We start from the raw sequence: 18,259 nt of genomic DNA on the forward strand, positions 1-18,259 counted from the left end.
TGGATGGCGCCGTCGGCGGCCAAGGCGACGCCCTCGGCGATCGCGGCAGGCAGCTTCGAGGCGAAGTCCGGGTAGTACATGAAGAAGCCCTTGAGGAGGAGCCGCTTCGCAATGAGGTCGAACGGATCGATCCGACCCGGCTCGCCGCTCATGGTGCCGTACGTCACGATCGTCCCGCCTTCGGTCAGGATCCGCCCCAGAGTGGCGGTGCCCCCGCCGCATACGCCGTCGAGCCCGAGCCTGACGGGCGCGCCGCCGACGGCCGCCGCGATCCTCGTCGGCGCATCGTCGGAGTCAACGACCACGACGTCCGCGCCGAGCGCTTCGATCTCGGCGACGGACGCCTGCCTTCGTACGATGCTGATCGTTCGCAGGCCACGTGTCCGCGCCATCGCCACGAGGGCGCGTCCGACGCCCGAACCGCCCGCGTTGAGCGCGATCCAGTCGCCGGGCCGGAGGCCGACGTGTTCGTCGAGCAGGAGCGCCGCGGTGGGCGGGTTGATGCTCAGCATGGACGCCTGCTGCGCGTCGATGCCGCGCGGAAGCACCACGAGGCCGCCCGCGGGTGCCACGACGCGCTGGGCCCAGGCGAACGTGCCCCTGGGCAGCAGGACCGCGTCCCCGACGGCGACCCCTTCGACGCCGTCGCCCCGGGTCACGACGACCCCGGCTCCCTCGTTGCCGATCACGGACGGCAGGGGCGGCCGCACCGCGTACATCCCGCGAGCCAGCAGCAGGTCGCTCGGGATGATCGGGGAGAAACCAACCTGGATCAGGACTTCTCCGGGACCTGGTCCGTTCGGTTCCGGGATCTCGACGTGCTTCAGGCCCGTCGCCGGATCGCCATAGGCGGTAAGGTGGATCGCGTGCATGCCGGCTGCTCCTGTTGCCTGATGATCGGATAGTGCCCGGGCCGCCTCAGGTCGCCTTGAGCAGGTCGACGCCCGCCAGCGCGCCGCCGGCCTGCTGCGCAAGCCCGCCGATGCGGAGCGATCCGAGGTCGACCACGGCGAAGCCGAAGCCCGAGAGAAGCGAGCCCACCTGTGCCTTCGCCTCGGCGTCATCGCCGGAGATGAACGTCACCCGGCGGGCCCCGGCCTTGAAGGGGCCGCTCTCGAAGCGCTCGACGACAAGGGTGTTCAGGGCCTTCACGACGCGTGCCCCGGGGGCCAAACCGGCGACGATCTCGCTCGACGTCCGTCCGCCCAGATCGGCCAGGTCCCGTCCGACGAACTGGTTCGTCGCGTCCACGAGGATGCGACCTTCCCAGTGCGGCAGTCCGGCGAGCGCCTCATCGATCTTGAGCCACGGTACGGCAAGCGCGACCATGGACGCTTCGGCGGCCTGCCGGATCGAACCAGCCGACACGCCGGCGCCGAAATTCCGGACGAGCTCGGCGAGCGAGTCCGGACCGCGGCTGTTGCTGAGAATCGCCTGATCCCCTCCCGCGGAGATGTGCCTCGCCAACGCTTGGGCCACCCTCCCGGCGCCAATGATCCCGATCTTCATGTCGACGCCTTTCTAATGAATCGAGGGTCGTGCCGCCGCGGTCATCGGGCAGGGCGAACCGGTTCGTTCAGCTTGCGAGATGCACGAGGTCTGTTTCGCGCGGCCGCGGCACGTATCGGATCGCGGGAAGCACCGACATGTCGGAGGGGGGCCGCGCCTATTCTGGCGCACGCCTCGGGCGGCCACTGAGGATCGAGGCGCCCGTCACTTGGTGCCGAAGGGCGATGCGCTCAGGCGTCGGGAAACAGCTTCTCCTCGGAGAGCATCATCTGCGTCTTCGTGACGTCCAGGAAGTTGAGGTCGTCCTTCTTGACGACGTTCAGCCAGTTGTCCGAAGTGGTGAGGGCCAGCGCGTCCTCGAGGCTGTCGAACCAAGCCTCCGCGATCCCATCGAAGGGCGCGGCGCCGGTATGGCTCGGGCTGGAATACGTATTGTACTGTTGGACATACCGCTTCGAATAGCGGCCGACCTCCGGAACCGATTGGACGACCGGCAGGTGCTTGTTGAGCCAGTAGTCCTTGAAGTCCTCGAGGCTCATGCCGGCCTTGCGGGAAATGAGTAGCGTCATCTTGATCATGGGATCTACCTTCGTCGGGACCGGTCGGTGCTGCGAGCCGTCGATACGTCGCATCGCGTACGATGTTCTCGGCTCGGATCGGAAGCTGGCTTTCGAGGCCGCAATGGCGGCGTTCGCCTCAAGTGTCTTCAAGTCATCTCGTCGGTCCTCCAACTACTTCGTTCGAGCCCACGTTGTGGCCACGGCCGGCAAGGATGCCGGCGCGCCGCCCCCACTCGGCGCGGGCCCGCTGGCGCGAAGGCTACGGAGCCGCGAGATCGAACCGGGCGGCATCTACAACGCTGCGCCATCGCCGACCGTCCGGTCAGGCATACGTGCCCCGAAGGCCGGGCGTCTCGTCGCATTCCTCCGCCGCTGGGACGATCGCGTCCTTTTCGTCGGCCGTCTTGGCGGACGCCCTCGTATTACCTTCCGGGTCTAGATAAGCGGGGGATCAGCCACGACGAGGCGCAGCGACAGGAGGAAAGTGCGTTGAGCCTCATCGAGACCCGTCAAAACCAGATGTTCCCGATCCTGGACGCGGACCAGATTGGGGTCGTGAGGCGTTTCGCAAGCGGCCCCTCCCGCACCTTCGCTCCCGGCGCTTCCGTCTTCGACGTCGCCGAACCGATGGCTCCGGCATGGCTCGTCCTCAAAGGGAGCATCGAGATCGTACGGCGCGATCCGTCCGGTGCCGAGGAGATCCTGACCGAGGATCGTCCGGGACAGTTCACCGGCGAGGTCAATCAGCTCGCTGGTCGACCGGCGCTTGCGGGCGGCCGCGCCGGCATCGAGGGATGCGAGGCGCTTCCCTTCGACGCTGCCCATCTGCGCGCGCTCGTGATCGGTTCGGCGGACCTCGGCGAGGTGATCATGCGGGCGCTGATCCTGCGACGCGTCAGCCTCATAGAGGTCGGCGGATCGGGCACCGTCCTGGTCGGCGCGCCCGGCTCGGCCGATATGACCCGTCTCCAGGATTTCCTCGGTCGGAACGGCCATCCGCACGTCGTCCTTGATGTCGCCGATCCCGACGGGGCCTCCTTCGTCGACCGCTTCGGCATCGCGCCGGAAGACATCCCTCTCGTCGTCCTCCCGGACGGCACCATGCTCCGCGGACCGACGAATGCTGAGGCCGGAGCCAAGCTCGGCATAACGCCGATGCTCGATCCCCAGAAAGTGTACGACGTGATCGTCGTCGGCGCAGGGCCGGCGGGCCTCGCCACCGCCGTCTACGGCGCTTCCGAAGGACTCTCGGTACTGGTCGTCGACAGGCATGCCGTCGGCGGTCAGGCGGGCGCCTCCGCACGGATCGAAAACTACCTCGGCTTCCCGAACGGCATCTCGGGCTTCGCCCTATCGGGACGCGCGTTCAACCAGGCGATCAAGTTCGGATCCGAGATCGCGGTGCCGACCGAGGCCGCCCGTCTAGATTGCGGGCCGACGGGAGCCTTCGGTCCGCTTCGCATCCATCTCGGCGCCGGCGGATCGGTCCTAGCCCAAACCGTCGTGATCGCATCGGGAGCGCGCTACCTGAAGCCGCGCATCCCTGGCCTCGAGACCTTCGAGGGCGCCGGCGTCTCCTACTGGGCCTCCCCCGTCGAGGCGAAGCTCTGCGAGGGCGAGGAGGTCGCCCTGGTCGGTGGCGGCAACTCTGCCGGCCAAGCCGTCGTATACCTCGCGGCGAAGGTGCGGAAGCTGCACCTCGTGGTCCGCGGCACCGGACTGGAAGCGTCCATGTCGAGATACCTGATCGATCGCATCGCCGGGCTCCCGAACGTCGAGATCCACACCGGCGCGGAGGTCGTGGCGGTGGAAGGGGACGGAAGCGGCCTTCGCGCCGCGACCTTCCGGGACAACGCATCCAGCTCGGAGCGGCGTTGCCCCCTACGCCACCTCTTCCTCTTCATCGGCGCGGAGCCGAACGCCCAATGGCTCGATGGCTGCGTCGATACCGACGCGAAGGGCTTCGTCCTCACAGGCGTCGCACCGAGCGGCTCGGATCGGGGCGGTCACGGCCCGTCGCCCTTCGAGACGAGCCGACGCGGGGTCTTCGCGATCGGAGACGTGCGCGCGGGCTCCACGAAGCGCGTCGCGGCAGCCGTCGGAGAGGGCGCGGCCGTCGTCGCCCAGATCCACGCGTTCCTCGCGAGTCCCGGAGATGCCTGAGCGGGAGGCGGCTTCTATTTTCTGCGGGCTCTCGGCCGAGGCGCGGGGCTGGACTTTCATCCAAGCGGCTCGGAGGAGATCGGCGCGTCCGACGCGCTCGATCATTCTTCCAACGCCGCATCCATGATCCGGCCCGACCTGGACGACCTGTTCTATTTCGCGGAGGTCGTGGCGCATGGCGGTTTCGCGCCCGCCGGCCGCGCAACGGGCCTGCCGAAATCGAAGCTGAGCCGTCGGATCACGGCGCTGGAGGGCCGCCTGGGGATCCGTCTCATCGAACGGTCGACGAGACGCTTCAAGGTGACCGATGTCGGACTGGCGTTTTACGATCGGTGTCGCGCGATGCTCAGGGAGGCCGAAGCCGCGCAGGCGATCGCCGCAGAAGCCCACGGCGAGCCCCACGGCACGGTCCGTTTCAGCTGCCCACCTGGGATGCTGCGGTTCATCGCACCCATATTTCCAGACTTCCTGGCGCGCCACCCGGGGATTAGGCTGCAGATCCTTTCCACCAACGACCCCGTGGACCTGATCGCGCAGCGCATCGACGTCGCGATGCGCCTGCGCACGGCGTTCGACCGCGAGGTGAGCCTGACGATGAAGCCGCTCGCCGCGAGCGTCAGGATCCTCGTCGCGTCCCCGGCGCTAGCCGCGACCATCGATACCGAGGCCGACATCGGAAGGCTCGCCACGCTTCCGACGATTGGAAGCGGCGGGACCGGCGGCGAGGAACACTGGACCCTCGTCGACGGAGGGGGCGCGGACCGAGCCGTGGACCTCGCGCCCCGCATGACCTGCGGCGACATCTCCACGCTGCGGAGCGCCGCCGCGGCCGGAGTGGGCGTCGCGTTCATCTTCGACCACGCGTGCCGGAAGGAACTGGCCGACGGGAGCCTCGTACGCGTGTTTCCACGATGGTCCGGCCCCGCTGGCACGATCCACCTCGTCTTCACGACGAGGCGCGGACAAGCGAGGGCCGTCCGCGCCTTCATCGATCACCTCACGGACGCCTTTCGCCGCGACATACTCCAGACCGACGAAGGACGGTCATGAGGCCTACGGCCGGAAACCAGTCGACGCGACCCCTGACCGGAACGACAGGCGGCCGCGACGGGCGCAACGTTCAGGCTCCATAGCCACCGTCGACGGACATGACGCTGCCCGTGACGTAGCTGGCGCGCGGCGAGGCGAGGAACGCCACGGCGGCCGCGATCTCCTCCGGACGCGCGTACCTTCCAAGCGCGCTCTCGCTCTTCAACCACTCCGCGATCGGACCGTCCTCCGGGTTCATTTCGGTATTGACGGGGCCCGTGCCGATGACGTTGACCGTGATCCCCTTGGGGCCGAGGTCGCGGGCGGCGCCACGGCTGTAACCATCGACCGCGGCCTTGCTGGCCGCATAGTCGGCCAAGCCCGGCGCACCGGTCCGGGTCGAGACGCCGGACGAGATCGAGATGATGCGACCGCCCTCGCCCATCACCCTGCCCGCTTCCCGGATACCGGTGAGCACGGCGTCCGTGTTGATTGCATACAAGCCTTGCAGGGAACCCTCGTGCTCATCGGTCCCGATGTGGCCGTAGTGGAAGACCCCGGCGTTGTTGACCAGGATGTCGAGGCGGCCGAACTTCGCGACGACGTCCGCTATCAGTCGCTTCACCTGCGAAGTGTCGGCCTGGTCGGCCTTGAAGGCCGCAGCCCGAACACCGGACCTCTCGATCTCCGCCACGACCGCCGAAGCCTTCTCGACGCTCGCCGCGTAGCTGATCGCGATGTCGGCGCCCTGCTCCGCAAGCTCGCGGGCTATAGCCGCGCCTATGCCTCGCGATCCCCCGGTGACCAGGGCGACCTTTCCAAAAAGGGTCTTGGACATCATACTCATCCTTAAACGCGGCGACGCGCCGCTCAGGGCGCACATCTAAGACCGGCGATGTCGCCCCAGTAGACGATGGTTTGCGGACACACCGTTCCACGCCTGGAACGATGGAGCTGCGCTCCGGCTGGAGCGCCCGGTCTCATCCTCGCGCGACACGTCGGCCGAGATCGATAAAGTGAGCGTTTATCCGAGAACGCTTTCGGGCGCGGCCAGTCCCCCGCCCTTCCAACGTAGCGCGGCTTCGGCGACGCGCCGGCCGAGATACTCGGCGGTCCGCAGATCGGACGCGATCGGGCCGAATTCCGCGCTCTGGTCGGCGTTCGACTGCGCCATTGCGCCCAGCATGCTCCCCAGACGGTTGAGGTCGTCGAGGCCACCCGTCGAGCTGTTGTTTCCCGGGACGAGATCCAGGCCGACCCAGATCATGCCGTGCTGCGCCGCGAAGGTCGCGAGCTGCATCAACGAGCTGAACTTGTCGCCGTTCTGCGCCGCGGAATTCGTGAAGCCCGCGGCGATCTTATCCTTCCAGCTCCTCTGGAACCAGAGGGTGGAGGTGGCATCCATGAAGGTTTTGAAGGGCGCCGATAGGCTTCCCATGTACGTCGGCGCCCCGAACAGGATGGCGTCGGCCCGGCTGAGATCGTCCCAGTGCCTTTCGACGGCGTCCACCGGTATCAGCAGGGCCTTGGAACCCTCGACCGAGGCGGCTCCCTTGGAGACGGCCTCGGCCTGCTTGGCGGTGTGCCCGTAACCGCTATGGTATACGACTGCGACCTCGATCGTCATTCCGTGTCCTCTCGTCGGCCCTATGGCCTATGTTTCCATGCCGTCGATGCGGCGGAGCGCGGGCGGAGGGTGGGGGGTACATCCGCCCGCGGGGCTTGGCGCCCTTCCCGTCGTCTGGACCGGATCCGGCAAGGCGGAACTACCGGGCCGGTCCGGGTCGCCGGGACCAGTCAAGCTAGGACCCGCGGGACTGCGCGTCCCGCCCGTTTCCGCGCCGGCTTGGACGATCGTGCCGCAAAGCGAATGCCGCTGACATCGGTCGGACCCAAAACCATGTCGCAACCGAGCCGGACGAGCTCCGGGTCGGCGGCGACACGGCCCGGAAGCCACGCGAGCGTCAGATCCGCTCCAGAGCCAACGCGATGCCCTGGCCACCGCCGATGCACAGCGTCACGATACCTCGACGCAGACCGTGTCGGCGCATCGAGTGGACAAGGCGCGTGGCGAGGACGGCGCCGGTCGCACCGATCGGATGGCCGTGCGCGATGGCGCCGCCTTCGACGTTGACGATATCCTCGGGGATGCCGAGCTTCATCGCCACAGCGATCGGAATGGCGGCGAAGGCTTCGTTGATCTCGAAGCGGTCCACGTCCGACAGCCGCCATCCCGCCCTTTCCAAGGCCTGTCGCGTTGCCGGCACCGGACCAAGGCCGAACATGCCCGGCTCGACGGCGGCGATGCCGTAGGCGACCAGTCTCGCCATCGGCTCCACGCCCTTCCCCTCGACGAAGGAGCGGTCGCCGACAACCATCGCCGCAGCGCCGCTGTTGAGGCCCGGCGCATTGCCGGCCGTGATGGTGCCGTCGGGCCGGAACGCGGGCTTGAGACGTGCGAGCGCGGCCGCGGATGTGTCGGGCCTCGGCGCCTCGTCTCGCGCGAACGGTTCGGGTCCCTTCCTTCCATTCAGAACGACCGGCACGATCTCCCGATCGAAGAGACCCGCGTCCCGCGCCTCCGAGAAGAGATGCTGCGAGCGTTCCGCGAAGGCGTCCTGCGCCTCGCGGGAGATGCGCATCTCCGACACGAGATCCTCGGTGTGCCAGCCGGAATGCCGTCCCGAAAAGGCGTCGTTGAGCCCATCCCGGAGCATGGAGTCGTCGATCTCGGCGGATCCCATGCGGTACCCCCAACGGGCACCGCCCATCAGGTAGGGCGCCCTGTCCATGTTCTCCATTCCGCCTGCGATGCCTGCGTCGTAGAGGCCTAGCGCGACCTCCTGGGCGATCGTGACGATCGCCTGGGCGCCGGATCCGCAAACGCGGTTGACGGTGAGTGCTGGAAGGGAGACCGGAAGGTCGGCCCCGATCGCCGCCTGACGCGCCGGGTTCATCCCGTTGCCTGCCTGCACGACGTTTCCCATGGCAACCCCGCCGATCGCGGAGGCCTCGAGCCCGGACAACCTGAACGTCGCGCGCACCGCGACCGATCCGAGTTCGGTGGCCGGCACCGGCTTCAGCGAACCGTTGTATGCGCCAATGGGCGTTCTTATCGGATGGCAGAGGACGACTTCACGCATCGCGGCTTTCCCCTTCAGTCATTTCCCTGGGTCATTCTGCGGCGGGCCCGGCGCGTCAGATCGCGACCATTCCGCCTGCCACGGCGATGTGCGCGCCGTTCATGTAGCTGCCTTCCGCAGAAGCGATCAGCACGTACGTCCCCGCGAGTTCGGCCGGCTGGCCGGGACGTCCGAAGGGCGCCTCGGTGCCGAATCGGTCCACCTGCTCCGGCTTCATCGTGGCCGGGATGACGGGGGTCCAGATCGGACCGGGCAGGACGGCGGCGACGCGCACACCCTTCCTTCCCAGGCTCTGCGCTAGATTGGCGGTGATGTTCGTTATCGCCGCCTTCGTCGCGGAGTACGCCAGCTGCACGTCGACCGGCATCTTCGCGTTGATGGACGCCGTGTTGATGATCGACGAACCCGGCCTCAGGTGCGCGGCCGCAGCCTTCGTCATGTAGAAGAGGCCGTAGACGTTCACTTCGAAATGGCGCCGCCACTCGGCATCCTCGATCTCCGTGATGTCGTCAGCGAGCTTCTGGAAGGCGGCGTTGTTGACCAGGATGTCGAGCTTGCCGAACATCTCGATCGTGCGCGCCACGTGGGCCCTTGCCTGATCGGCATCCGATATGTCCCCGGGCAGCAGAAGTGCGCGGCTTCCCGCCTTGCGGACCCATCCAGCGACGATCTCCGCCTCCTCGTGCTCGTCAAGGTAAGCGATCGCCACGTCGGCGCCCTCCCGCGCGAAGGCGATCGCCACGGCGCGGCCGATGCCGCTGTCCCCGCCCGTAACGATGGCGACCTTCCCACGCAGGCGTCCATTCCCGACGTACGTCTCCTCGCCATGATCGGGCGGTGGCAGCATCGCTCTGCCGTCGCCGGGATAGGGCAACTGCTGTGGACCGAAGGGAGGCCTGGGATATCCGGTCGGCGGCGCGGCACGGTCGGTCATCAAACGCCTCCTTCGGGTGATGATTCAAGTCGAGCCGAGAGGACGAACCTCACTGCTCCGATCTCGGGTCCGGGGGTGCGGAACGCCCGTCGAAGAAATGATCGATGGCCCGCCTGAACCAAGCCGCGTGATCGTCGGGACGCGAGGACGCTGGCGACCTCTGCTCGTTCGAATGTTTCGCTTGCGTGCTGGACGGGGAAACCTGCGCAGTGAGCGACACGGTGGATGCAGCGATCAAGGACATGGCCATCGCAAAGGCTCGGATCATGACGGTCTCCAAATCACCGAGCCATCTCTTCGCCATTCAGCAACGGACCTTCTCTCGAGGTCGCCGCCAGCGCTTCCGTTCTTCCCGACCGTCGGGGAGGTTCGAACCTACCTGCCTTCTTCAAGGCGCGTCGCGCACGAAACCGCGCAGATTTGTCAGATCCCGCCGCAAAGGCGTTTGTGCCGCCTGCCTCAGCCGGCTCAGAGGCCGGCAAGGCGGCGTGCGGAGGACCGGCCGCTCTCGAGCGCTCGATCCGACGAGGCCTGGTCAGTCAGGAACCTGGCGAGCTGGAGGACGCCCAGGAGATGGGAGAGCAGGGTCGTGGCGGCCTGAGTCCGGTCCAGGGCCGGAATCCCCTCCGGCAGCGCAGCCGCGATGCGGCCGAGCACCCCTTCCGCCTCTGCAGCGAAAGCCTCGCGGGATTCGCGCGGACGTCTCGCCATGTCCGGTCCAAGAGCCACGATGACGCAACCATGCTCCGGATGGTCCCGGTGCTCGCTGGAAAGATAGAGATCGATGAAATTTCCGAGTTCGACGGCCCTGGGAGCGCGTCCCTCCAACGCCCGCAGCGCCGGCATCGTCTGGAACGCGTGAAGCACCGCTTCGTCAACGAGAGCGCCTTTGGACCGGAAATGGTGGTAGAAGCCGCCATGCGTAAGGCCGGCATCCGACATGAGGCGTGCCACGCTCACGCCGTCAACGCCGTCCTTGCGAAAGCGCTCCGACGCGACCGTCACGACGCGTGTACGCGTCTCGTCCTTCCGTTCCGATCCGTACCTCATCAGCCGCAAGCCCTTGCTACGGTTGTCGAGGCAGTCTGCGGCCGAGCTCGCTCCGGATCGCTTATATTCCACTCGACCGACCTCAATCTTCCAGGCATTACGGCTCCGACACGAAACTCCTTCAACCGTCCAGACATCATCGACATCGTTCGTCGAGAGCCAAGGCGAAACATGTTCCGCCCGCCTCCCTGAAGAAGGCGAGGCCGTCATGCCGGGGGCGCAGTTCAACGCCCGGAATGCCGCGAAGCCTCTCGACCAGAACCCCCATCGTCTTCTGGTCGGGCACCCTCCACGCGACGTGCTCGATGACGCCGAGCCCGTGCGAACCTGGACGATGCTTGTTCGAAAGCACATCGACCGCGAGCGTACCCGAATAGAATCGCCCGATCGGGCCGGCGTTGGGGCCGGCGACCAGACCTAGGGCGTCTACGAGGAGCCGTGCGGTCTGCGCCGGCTCGAGGGAGTCGAGCTCCACGGCGAAAACCCCTTTTATCGACGGCATGGACTTGGCCGGGCCGGTGGCCTGTTCCGTCGCGCCGACACCCCGTTCCTCGACAAGGAAAAGCGCGAGACCGTCGGGATCGACAAAGTACAGGTATTCGTCGTCGAATGCCCACGCTCGGCCGACCACGTCGCACTGCAGCCGCACGAGTCGCTGCCGCCAGAGGCCGAGCGAGCCGCGGGGGATCGTCAGCGCGAGGGAGCCGACCTGCCCTCCTCCGTGACATCCTTGATCCGCGGCGGGGTCGATGCGGAACGTGAGCGTCGGCCACGCGTCGGCTGCATCGCCGATGTCGAAATGCAGTTCGGCATCGTTTCGGTCACGCGCGGCACGCATGCCGAGAATGTCGCCGTAGAACTTCAGCGTCCTGAGGGCGTCAGACGCGACGCACGATACGCGATGCAGTCCCGCGATGCCAAACCCGGCGTCGGTCATCGGCCCGCCTTTCCGTTCGCGTCTCGACCGACGCGCGAATTGATCCGGGTGCAGGATAATCCGGGTCGCCGGACCCGGCTCGGGATGAATCCGACGTTCTGGGACGATCATGGCGGAAACTCGCCAGTCGCGCGGGCGTCGTTGCCTAAGCCGTTTCGTGGACGTCAGATGTTGTCCCGCTTCCAGACGCTCGGCGCGCGTCCGACGATCCGTGAGAACACCCGCGCCAGATGGCTCTGATCCGAGAAGCCGCACGCCTCGGCGACGTAGGAGAGCGGCATCGACGTACGCAGGATCATGCCCTTGGCCATATCGATGCGCCGCTCCAGGAGGAACTGGTAGGGTGCACGACCGTACGAGGATTTGAAGGCTCTGCTGAAGTAGCTCGAGGAAAGGCCGCAGGCGGCGGCAAGCTCGGACAGCGAGACGTCCTCGCTCAGCCGGGCTTCGATCAGGTCATTGACCCTCCGCGTCTGCCACGGTGCGAGGCCGCCGCGCGCCTTTCCGACGGATGTCGGTGTTTCGCCATAGGCGGTGACGAGGTGGGTGAAGAACGCGAGAGCGACGTGATCGACGAAGAGCGTCGCCGCCTCATGGGGCCTTTCGAAGCGCGGGATGAGACTACCGGCGAGGTTGGCGAATGTCGCGTCGGGGCTTCCCCACGCCGGCGCCTTGAGACCTCCCCCGTATCGGAGACCGTTCTCGGCCGCCAACTCGCGCAGCGTCTCGCGGCTGATGTAGAACCTGACGTTGTCGAGCGGACTGTTGAAGGTCGCGACCGGTGGCTTCTCCAGGTCGAACAGGAAGACGGAGCCCGCTTCGGCCCTGTATATCTCGGCGGGGGCTCGACCGAAGGACAGCTTCGGAGCCACGAGCCCGCGCATCAGGACCTGGATGGAAAAGGCGGATTCAGCTGGCGCGGCCGTCGTGGTTCCCGGCCGGTCGGCATCGCTGCTGTGCCGGATGAAGGTGACGGGCCTCTTACCTGGAAAGGCAGCGGCGAGCGTGCTGACGTTGCCAATCCCCACGCGTTTACCGAAGTCTTCGCCGAAGGCCGTGCTCCGCATCGATCACTCCGCAAGATCCAACCCTGCACGATTGGTCTTCGTCCTAGCGGGAACTAGATGTTCCCGCAGGGCGCCCATGGGAGCCCGATGACCAACGCGCCCCCACAATCATACTGATCACTATTATTAAATCATTGATAGCGTAGTCAATGATTGAATCATGCGAGTGTAGGATGCGTCAGGCCGACAATGCGTCCACACCGTTGGCGATCGAAGCATCGCGACGGGCAGCGGCCACGGACGTCGGCCATACGTCGACCTTCGGCGGTACGGTCACGGCGTCCATGATGATCGACATGTCGCCGCGCTCGATCCGCCAGTTGGTATATGTGTTGAAATCCTCCTCGCTATCCCAGGACTCTACGAAGATCATGCGGTTCGAATCTTCCTTGTGCCTGACCGCGATGATGTTCCTGAAGCCCTTGTGGGTCGCCGTGACCTCGAGCAAGGCCTGTACGCCGCTGAAGAACGTCTCGGCGATTTCCGGCTTCACGTTCAGTTCCACGATAATCGTTACGCCGTCGGTCATCTATCAATCTCCATTTTGGTCAGAGCCGCGGGGTGCGGCGGTATGCCAGCGGGGGCGGTGAGGTCCGCGGGACTTGTTCGCCCGGCTTGGTCAAGGCGCTGCTCGACCGTCCGGACACGTCTTTCGAGCTCCGCCCAACCGCTGGTGGATCCGGTCTCGAGGAACGCTCGGCAGAACGATCGCAGGAACCGCCAGAAGTGCCGGTACGATGTCGTCATGATCGATGCCGCGCTGGCTGCGCCCCGGAGTGCGTGTCCGCACGGCGGAGCGCGAAGCCACGAGGCCTCGCGTCAGCGACGGGATGCGAGCACGGCAACGAGGCGGCCTAGGCGAACAGGGCTGCGTCGAGATCCCCGCCGAGGCGATCCTTGACCTGCCCGGCGATCCACAGGACCGCGCCGAGCGGTCGCATCAGACTTCCGATATGCGTCACCTCACCGGTCGTACCGCGGGTGACTGTGATGACGCCGGTCACGGACATCCCTTCCGGTAGACCGGCCTCGTACCCGTAGATCTCGACGTTATCGCCCGACGCGCGGATGCCGGGAGCCTGAGACGTGAAGAGGCCGCCGACCGTGCCGATGACCTTCCTCACGTCCGCGGCCCCTGAGACGGAACCGTTCAGGATCGCCGCTTCCAGTACGACGTCGGGGGCCAGTTCGTTCAAGAACGCCGGGCCGGGCCGCTCGTGGGTCTCTTCGCTCATTGCATCGCCCCGTGTGCGTGGTTATGATAGCAACCGCTATCTTAAATGCTTATTAGTGTGGTTGCTATGATTAGGTCAACCGGTATCTGGGCCCGGTCGGAGATCGCGGTATGAAAGTGACGAAGGCCAAGGCCGAGGAGCATCGCGTCGCGCTGGTCAAGGCCGCCTGGAACCTGTTCCAGGAGCGAGGCTTCGAAGGCGCGAGCGTCGCCGACATCAGCGCCGAGGCCAAACTGAGCCAGGGCGCGTTCTATGGTCGGTTCGCCACCAAGAGCGCTCTGGCGGCGGAAGCCTGCCGAGCCTCCCATTCGGCCGGTGTCGAGAGCTGGAAGGCGGTAAAGGGAACGACGTCCAACGATGCTTCCGCATACCTGCGGCAGTATCTTCAAAAGGACCATGTCCTGGATCCTGCCGGAGGATGCCCCATGGCTGCGTACTCGGCGGAGGTGCGACGGCAGGACGACGAGGTGCAGCAGGCCTTCACCGAGGGCGTCGTCGAGATGGCGGAGCTCATGCGGGACGCGTTGTCCGCCAGGTTGGCGCCGGAGGTCTCCCGAAGGCGTTCCCTCCTGCTCGTGTCCGCGATAGCGGGAAGCGTGGCGATGGCGCGCGCGACAGCGAAGACCGATCCTCAACTATCGGCGGAGATCATCGAGGCCGCGCGCCGCGAACTCGAAGTGCTCACGACGCTCAGCTGACCGGATCGTCGCTGTCGGACCCGAGGAACGACGCGAGCAACGGAATGCGCGTCGAGCCGGGCAGGAGCCGTCGACGCGGTCGATGCGCGCGACGTCCTGGAACCGCCCGTCAGGGACGTCTTGCCGGGCCCGGGTGATCACCATCGTCACGCGATCGGACCTCAGGCGATCCGGCGAAGGTCCTCGACGTCGTAACCCTTCAACTGGTCGAAGCGTCCGTCCTGCACCATCGCGGCCCATTCCGGATTGGTGATCAGGGCCCGGCCGACGGCGACTACGTCGAACTCGCCCCGATCGAGCCGTTCGAGAAGATCATCGAGCGCGCGCAGCTTCGCGTCGTCGCCCTTCGAACGCGCATCGCCGGCCGCCGGCTTGCCCCAGTCATCGCCCTGGAGGCCGACCGAACCCACCGTGATCGTCGGACAGCCTGTGATCTTCTTCGCCCACCCGGCAAGGTTCAGGTCGGACCCCTCGTACTCCGGCTCCCAGTACCGGCGCTGGGAGCAATGGAAGATGTCCACGCCCGCCGCGGCCAGTGGGGTGAGCCAGCTTTCGAGTTCGGAAGGGTTGTGGGCGAGCTTCACCTTGAAGTCCGACTCCTTCCACTGGGACAGGCGGAGAATGACAGCGAAGTCGGGACCAACCGCCTCGCGGACCGCCTTCACGATCTCAAGCGCGAACCGACTGCGCTCGGCGATGGTGCCGCCGCCGTAGCGATCGGTGCGGTCGTTGGTGGCGTCCCAAAAGAACTGGTCGATGAGGTACCCGTGGGCGGCATGGATCTCGACCGAGTCGCAACCGAGATCCTTGGCGTGCCGGGCCGAGCGGGCGAACGCCTCGACGGTCGCCTCGATGTCGGCGACCGTCATCGCACGGCCGTTCGCCTTCCCGGGCGCGTAGAAACGTGACGGCCCTTCTGCCTCCGGCAGCCCGACCGGTCCCTCGGGATTGTCCGCTTGAACGCCCATGTGCCAGATCTGAGGCGCCATCGCCGCGCCCGCGTGATGGACCTTCTCCACGACCGACTTCCACATCTTCAATGGTGCCTCGCCGTGAAACCGCGGGATCTGCGGCCATCCGGTCGATGACGAAGGGCGGTCGACGACGGTCCCTTCGGAAATCACCAGTCCGACGCCGCCGAGGGCGCGTCGCTCATAGTAAGCAGCCATGGCGGCGGTCGGTACCCCGCCGGGCGAAGCCAGGCGCGTCATGGGCGCCATCGCGATCCGGTTCCGGAGCTTGAGCGTCTTGTGTTCGAAGGGACGGAAAAGCGGTCCGTGTTGCACGGTCATGTCAGTTCATCCTTGTGGCGGCTCAGGTGTCCCGGTCACGGAATAGGCAGCGGCGGGACGGCTTGGTTTGACGTTCACCCCCGACCGGCCCATAACGATTACGTTCGTAATCTAAATTATGATTACCATCGTAATCCAAGGTGTCAAGGTATGAGGTTGGCTGATGAAGATCTCGCGTGATCGTGCGGCGGCGAACCGTGATGGGGTCGTCGAGGCGGCATCGAAACTATTCCGGGACCGCGGGGTCGACGGAGTCGGGATCGACGCGGTGATGGCCGCCGCCGGCCTTACGGCGGGAGGGTTCTACAAGACCTTCGGCTCGAAAGAGGATCTCGTCGTCGAGGCCTTCGCCGCAGCGCTCGAGTCGACGGTCGATGGACTGCGTCGCACGGAAGCGACAGATGGCACGGTGTGGCAAGCGTTCGTCGACAGCTATCTCTGTCCGCAACACCGCGATGGCCGGGCCGAGGGCTGCGCTCTCGTCGCCTTGTCGGCGGACGCCGGCCGCAGAAAAGGGAGCACGAGCGAGGTCTTCGCAAAGGGCGTAGACGCTTTCATTGGATCGGTCGGCGACATCCTACCAGCGAGCTCGCAGGCAAGGCGCAGAGAGGAAGCAGTGATGGCGACCGCCGCGATGGTGGGAGCGCTCACGCTCGCCCGCGCGGTCGGGATCGGCGCACTTTCCGAGGAGCTGATGCAGACCGTCAGATCGAGTCTGCTTTTACTCTCCTCAGCTCACGATCGACCAGAAAACCCTGAGCCGTAGCGATCCAGATTTTCAAGAATTGCGTCCGCGCGGTGAACGATGCGTCGAGAGGTGTGAGGACGGCCCGTTCCGTTTGCGGGTCTTCCTAAGAGTCGAGCCGCGGGGCAACCGGGGCGGCACCTGTCGTAGGACTGCCACCAAACGAACTATCCCGAGGGATCTCGGCGACCAGTCGCACAAGTGATCCGGAGTTCGAATGGGGGAGACGCTTTTCGAAACCACGCACGGAGAATGCGCCCATTCACTTGGCCAGCCCTGGCGGATCCGCGGTCGAACCCGGAAAAATTGAGGCATGAACATACCAATCACCACGGAAATGGGCGTTACGGGACGCCTCATCGAGTCTTAACCTCGCAATGCGACTCGGCGAGCGAGCGAGGTGTTCGGGCATTCCGCTGGCCCGGGCTTACCGCGCGAGCCTCGTGCGCCACAGCCACTCGAGCGCGCACCCAAGGGGGATCTGGCCATGGTTTCGGTTCCATCTGTGAAGGCGCCGGCCGTAGGGGCGTACAAGGTCGCCTGGTTCATCGCGCTGGTCTTCTACTTCTTCGAATACGTCGTGCGTTCATCGCCGGCCGTCATGATCCCAGAACTCTCAAGCGCGTTCCGAGTGGACGCTGTCGGCGTCAGCGCCATCATAGGATCCTACTACTACACATACTCCGTCACGAGCCTCGTTGCGGGGGCGGCCCTGGATCGGTTCGGCGCCAGGGCTTCAATACCGTTCGGCGCGGCCCTGCTCGGCCTCGGCTGCCTCGTCTTCGTGATCCCGGTTCCGATCGTGGGCGACCTCGGCCGGCTGCTGCAAGGAGCCGGATCGGCCTTCGCGTTCACGGGCGCGGTGTTCCTCGCCGCACACGGCTTCTCGGGATCGGTCCTGGCGACGGCGATCGGCGTCACGCAGTGCATCGGGATGCTCGGCGGCTCGGCGGGGCAGTTCGCCGTGGGTCCGCTCATTCACGGACCGATGGATTGGAAGGTGTACTGGATCGCGACGGGCGCCGCCTGCGTCGCGATCGCGATCGCCCTGTTCGCGTCAACGCCGGGCGAGGAGCACGTCGAGGCGAGGCCGACGAGCATCCTCGCTCCGTTCAAGATCGTTTTCACCAATCCCCAGTCGTACCTCTGTGGCGCCATCGCCGGCCTGCTGTTCGTCCCGACCACGGTGGGAGACATGATATGGGGCGTCGCATTCTTCCAGCAGGACAGGGGATTCGACTACGGCAACGCCGTCTCCGTGGCCTCGATGGTGCCTCTAGGTTGGGCGATCGGCTGCCCCGTCCTCGGGTGGCTCGCCGACTTCCTAGGACGCCGGAAACCAGCCCTGATCCTTGGCGCGGGCATCATGCTCGCGGCGATCGTCGCTGTCGCCTTCACCGGGGGCGTCGCGGCGACCCACCTCGAGATGCTCGTGCTCGGCATCGGCTCCGGCGCCGCGATGATCCCATACACGAGCATCAAGGAGGTGAACCCCGACAGCGTGAAGGGAAGCGCCGTCGGCGTCATCAACTTCCTAACGTTCGGTGTCACCGCCGCGATCGGACCCGTGTTCGCCAACCTGCTCGGCAAGGGCCTGGCCTCCAACGCGGACCATCTACAGCACTTCAGGCAAGGGGCCTGGTTCTGGGCCGGCGCGGTCGCGCTCGCCATCGTCCTCAGCTTCTTCCTTCGGGAAACCGGCCGCAACGCGGCCGTCGGTCATAGCGTGGCGAGGTGACCGTCGGACAACCTCTGGAACCGATGGGAACGGACGATGGGGAATCAAAACGTGGCGGCGACGGCGGTATGAGCAATAGGGCGTGCCCTACGTTCGCCTACCGCACCCGCCGCGGGTCCTTCCGCGGGTCTCCTAGGGATGCATCATCGCAACGGGCAA

The 18,259-nt window shown here is 66.2% G+C and carries 18 protein-coding genes; 5 read left to right on the forward strand and 13 right to left on the reverse strand.

Annotation, left to right across the window (positions count from 1 at the left end):
- The 3 genes from GSQ79_RS06120 to GSQ79_RS06130 all read right to left on the reverse strand — a co-directional run.
- The coding region (locus GSQ79_RS06120) for a zinc-dependent alcohol dehydrogenase family protein (RefSeq protein WP_158807842.1) at nucleotides 1–872 on the reverse strand (872 nt) is incomplete at its 3' end.
- Nucleotides 873–918: 46 nt separating this feature from the next.
- Nucleotides 919–1,509 (reverse strand): NADPH-dependent F420 reductase, encoded by a 591-nt coding sequence (locus tag GSQ79_RS06125; protein ID WP_158807843.1) that lies wholly within the window; start codon nucleotides 1,507–1,509, stop codon nucleotides 919–921.
- Between the two features lie 230 nt (nucleotides 1,510–1,739).
- Complete coding sequence (locus GSQ79_RS06130) at nucleotides 1,740–2,087, reverse strand: EthD domain-containing protein (protein WP_158807844.1); 348 nt, start codon at nucleotides 2,085–2,087, stop codon at nucleotides 1,740–1,742.
- A gap of 471 nt (nucleotides 2,088–2,558) precedes the next feature.
- On the opposite strand from GSQ79_RS06130, the gene GSQ79_RS06135 reads away from it, so the two are divergent.
- Both GSQ79_RS06135 and GSQ79_RS06140 read left to right on the forward strand, forming a co-directional pair.
- A complete protein-coding gene (locus GSQ79_RS06135) occupies nucleotides 2,559–4,232 on the forward strand; it encodes an FAD-dependent oxidoreductase (protein ID WP_158807845.1) in 1,674 nt (557 codons plus the stop codon).
- Nucleotides 4,233–4,355: 123 nt separating this feature from the next.
- Entirely contained in the window at nucleotides 4,356–5,282 is a 927-nt protein-coding gene (locus GSQ79_RS06140) for a LysR substrate-binding domain-containing protein (protein WP_158807846.1), read from the forward strand.
- Nucleotides 5,283–5,352: 70 nt separating this feature from the next.
- Here GSQ79_RS06140 and GSQ79_RS06145 read toward each other — a convergent pair whose 3' ends face one another.
- The 9 genes from GSQ79_RS06145 to GSQ79_RS06185 all read right to left on the reverse strand — a co-directional run bounded on the left by GSQ79_RS06145 (nucleotide 5,353) and on the right by GSQ79_RS06185 (nucleotide 13,627).
- On the reverse strand, nucleotides 5,353–6,099 hold the full coding sequence (locus GSQ79_RS06145) for an SDR family NAD(P)-dependent oxidoreductase (RefSeq protein WP_158807847.1): 747 nt from the start codon (nucleotides 6,097–6,099) through the stop codon (nucleotides 5,353–5,355).
- 186 nt (nucleotides 6,100–6,285) lie between these two features.
- A complete protein-coding gene (locus GSQ79_RS06150; protein WP_158807848.1) occupies nucleotides 6,286–6,888 on the reverse strand; it encodes a flavodoxin family protein in 603 nt (200 codons plus the stop codon).
- Nucleotides 6,889–7,225: 337 nt separating this feature from the next.
- Nucleotides 7,226–8,404, reverse strand: coding sequence for a thiolase family protein (locus tag GSQ79_RS06155; protein ID WP_158807849.1), 1,179 nt, complete (start codon nucleotides 8,402–8,404; stop codon nucleotides 7,226–7,228).
- A 55-nt stretch (nucleotides 8,405–8,459) separates the two neighbouring features.
- Nucleotides 8,460–9,338, reverse strand: coding sequence for an SDR family oxidoreductase (locus GSQ79_RS06160; RefSeq protein WP_158807850.1), 879 nt, complete (start codon nucleotides 9,336–9,338; stop codon nucleotides 8,460–8,462).
- A 468-nt stretch (nucleotides 9,339–9,806) separates the two neighbouring features.
- Entirely contained in the window at nucleotides 9,807–10,388 is a 582-nt protein-coding gene (locus tag GSQ79_RS06165; RefSeq protein ID WP_158807851.1) for a TetR/AcrR family transcriptional regulator, read from the reverse strand.
- A gap of 136 nt (nucleotides 10,389–10,524) precedes the next feature.
- Nucleotides 10,525–11,325: a VOC family protein gene (locus GSQ79_RS06170; RefSeq protein WP_158807852.1), complete on the reverse strand. Its 801-nt coding sequence runs from the start codon at nucleotides 11,323–11,325 to the stop codon at nucleotides 10,525–10,527.
- Nucleotides 11,326–11,489: 164 nt separating this feature from the next.
- The gene (locus tag GSQ79_RS06175; protein ID WP_158807853.1) at nucleotides 11,490–12,392 is read right to left on the reverse strand and encodes an AraC family transcriptional regulator; all 903 of its coding nucleotides are present in this window, start codon (nucleotides 12,390–12,392) and stop codon (nucleotides 11,490–11,492) included.
- Between the two features lie 178 nt (nucleotides 12,393–12,570).
- Nucleotides 12,571–12,921 carry a putative quinol monooxygenase gene (locus GSQ79_RS06180; RefSeq protein ID WP_158807854.1) on the reverse strand — a complete coding sequence of 117 codons (351 nt, stop codon included), beginning with the start codon at nucleotides 12,919–12,921 and terminating at the stop codon, nucleotides 12,571–12,573.
- 325 nt (nucleotides 12,922–13,246) lie between these two features.
- Complete coding sequence (locus GSQ79_RS06185; RefSeq protein ID WP_158807855.1) at nucleotides 13,247–13,627, reverse strand: hypothetical protein; 381 nt, start codon at nucleotides 13,625–13,627, stop codon at nucleotides 13,247–13,249.
- Between the two features lie 110 nt (nucleotides 13,628–13,737).
- Between GSQ79_RS06185 and GSQ79_RS06190 the strand changes: the two genes are divergently transcribed.
- Entirely contained in the window at nucleotides 13,738–14,325 is a 588-nt protein-coding gene (locus GSQ79_RS06190) for a TetR/AcrR family transcriptional regulator (protein WP_158807856.1), read from the forward strand.
- A 161-nt stretch (nucleotides 14,326–14,486) separates the two neighbouring features.
- Here the strand turns inward: GSQ79_RS06190 and GSQ79_RS06195 are convergent, their stop codons facing one another.
- Nucleotides 14,487–15,617 carry an NADH:flavin oxidoreductase gene (locus GSQ79_RS06195; RefSeq protein WP_158807857.1) on the reverse strand — a complete coding sequence of 377 codons (1,131 nt, stop codon included), beginning with the start codon at nucleotides 15,615–15,617 and terminating at the stop codon, nucleotides 14,487–14,489.
- A gap of 163 nt (nucleotides 15,618–15,780) precedes the next feature.
- On the opposite strand from GSQ79_RS06195, the gene GSQ79_RS06200 reads away from it, so the two are divergent.
- Both GSQ79_RS06200 and GSQ79_RS06205 read left to right on the forward strand, forming a co-directional pair.
- Entirely contained in the window at nucleotides 15,781–16,383 is a 603-nt protein-coding gene (locus GSQ79_RS06200; RefSeq protein WP_158807858.1) for a TetR/AcrR family transcriptional regulator, read from the forward strand.
- 466 nt (nucleotides 16,384–16,849) lie between these two features.
- The gene (locus tag GSQ79_RS06205; protein ID WP_158807859.1) at nucleotides 16,850–18,100 is read left to right on the forward strand and encodes an MFS transporter; all 1,251 of its coding nucleotides are present in this window, start codon (nucleotides 16,850–16,852) and stop codon (nucleotides 18,098–18,100) included.
- The last annotated feature ends 159 nt before the right edge of the window (nucleotides 18,101–18,259 follow it).

The organism is Beijerinckia sp. L45 (assembly GCF_009765775.1).
Taxonomy (GTDB): domain Bacteria; phylum Pseudomonadota; class Alphaproteobacteria; order Rhizobiales; family Beijerinckiaceae; genus RH-AL1.

Coding starts and splice junctions, on each gene's coding strand:
- GSQ79_RS06200 (WP_158807858.1), top strand. CDS start 15,781: ATGAAGATCTCGCGTGATCGTGCGGCGGCGAACCGTGATGGGGTCGTC.
- GSQ79_RS06150 (WP_158807848.1), bottom strand. CDS start 6,888: ATGACGATCGAGGTCGCAGTCGTATACCATAGCGGTTACGGGCACACC.
- GSQ79_RS06140 (WP_158807846.1), top strand. CDS start 4,356: ATGATCCGGCCCGACCTGGACGACCTGTTCTATTTCGCGGAGGTCGTG.
- GSQ79_RS06190 (WP_158807856.1), top strand. CDS start 13,738: ATGAAAGTGACGAAGGCCAAGGCCGAGGAGCATCGCGTCGCGCTGGTC.
- GSQ79_RS06175 (WP_158807853.1), bottom strand. CDS start 12,392: ATGCGGAGCACGGCCTTCGGCGAAGACTTCGGTAAACGCGTGGGGATT.
- GSQ79_RS06130 (WP_158807844.1), bottom strand. CDS start 2,087: ATGATCAAGATGACGCTACTCATTTCCCGCAAGGCCGGCATGAGCCTC.
- GSQ79_RS06125 (WP_158807843.1), bottom strand. CDS start 1,509: ATGAAGATCGGGATCATTGGCGCCGGGAGGGTGGCCCAAGCGTTGGCG.
- GSQ79_RS06195 (WP_158807857.1), bottom strand. CDS start 15,617: ATGACCGTGCAACACGGACCGCTTTTCCGTCCCTTCGAACACAAGACG.
- GSQ79_RS06180 (WP_158807854.1), bottom strand. CDS start 12,921: ATGACCGACGGCGTAACGATTATCGTGGAACTGAACGTGAAGCCGGAA.
- GSQ79_RS06160 (WP_158807850.1), bottom strand. CDS start 9,338: ATGACCGACCGTGCCGCGCCGCCGACCGGATATCCCAGGCCTCCCTTC.
- GSQ79_RS06185 (WP_158807855.1), bottom strand. CDS start 13,627: ATGAGCGAAGAGACCCACGAGCGGCCCGGCCCGGCGTTCTTGAACGAA.
- GSQ79_RS06205 (WP_158807859.1), top strand. CDS start 16,850: ATGGTTTCGGTTCCATCTGTGAAGGCGCCGGCCGTAGGGGCGTACAAG.
- GSQ79_RS06155 (WP_158807849.1), bottom strand. CDS start 8,404: ATGCGTGAAGTCGTCCTCTGCCATCCGATAAGAACGCCCATTGGCGCA.
- GSQ79_RS06165 (WP_158807851.1), bottom strand. CDS start 10,388: ATGAGGTACGGATCGGAACGGAAGGACGAGACGCGTACACGCGTCGTG.
- GSQ79_RS06145 (WP_158807847.1), bottom strand. CDS start 6,099: ATGTCCAAGACCCTTTTTGGAAAGGTCGCCCTGGTCACCGGGGGATCG.
- GSQ79_RS06170 (WP_158807852.1), bottom strand. CDS start 11,325: ATGACCGACGCCGGGTTTGGCATCGCGGGACTGCATCGCGTATCGTGC.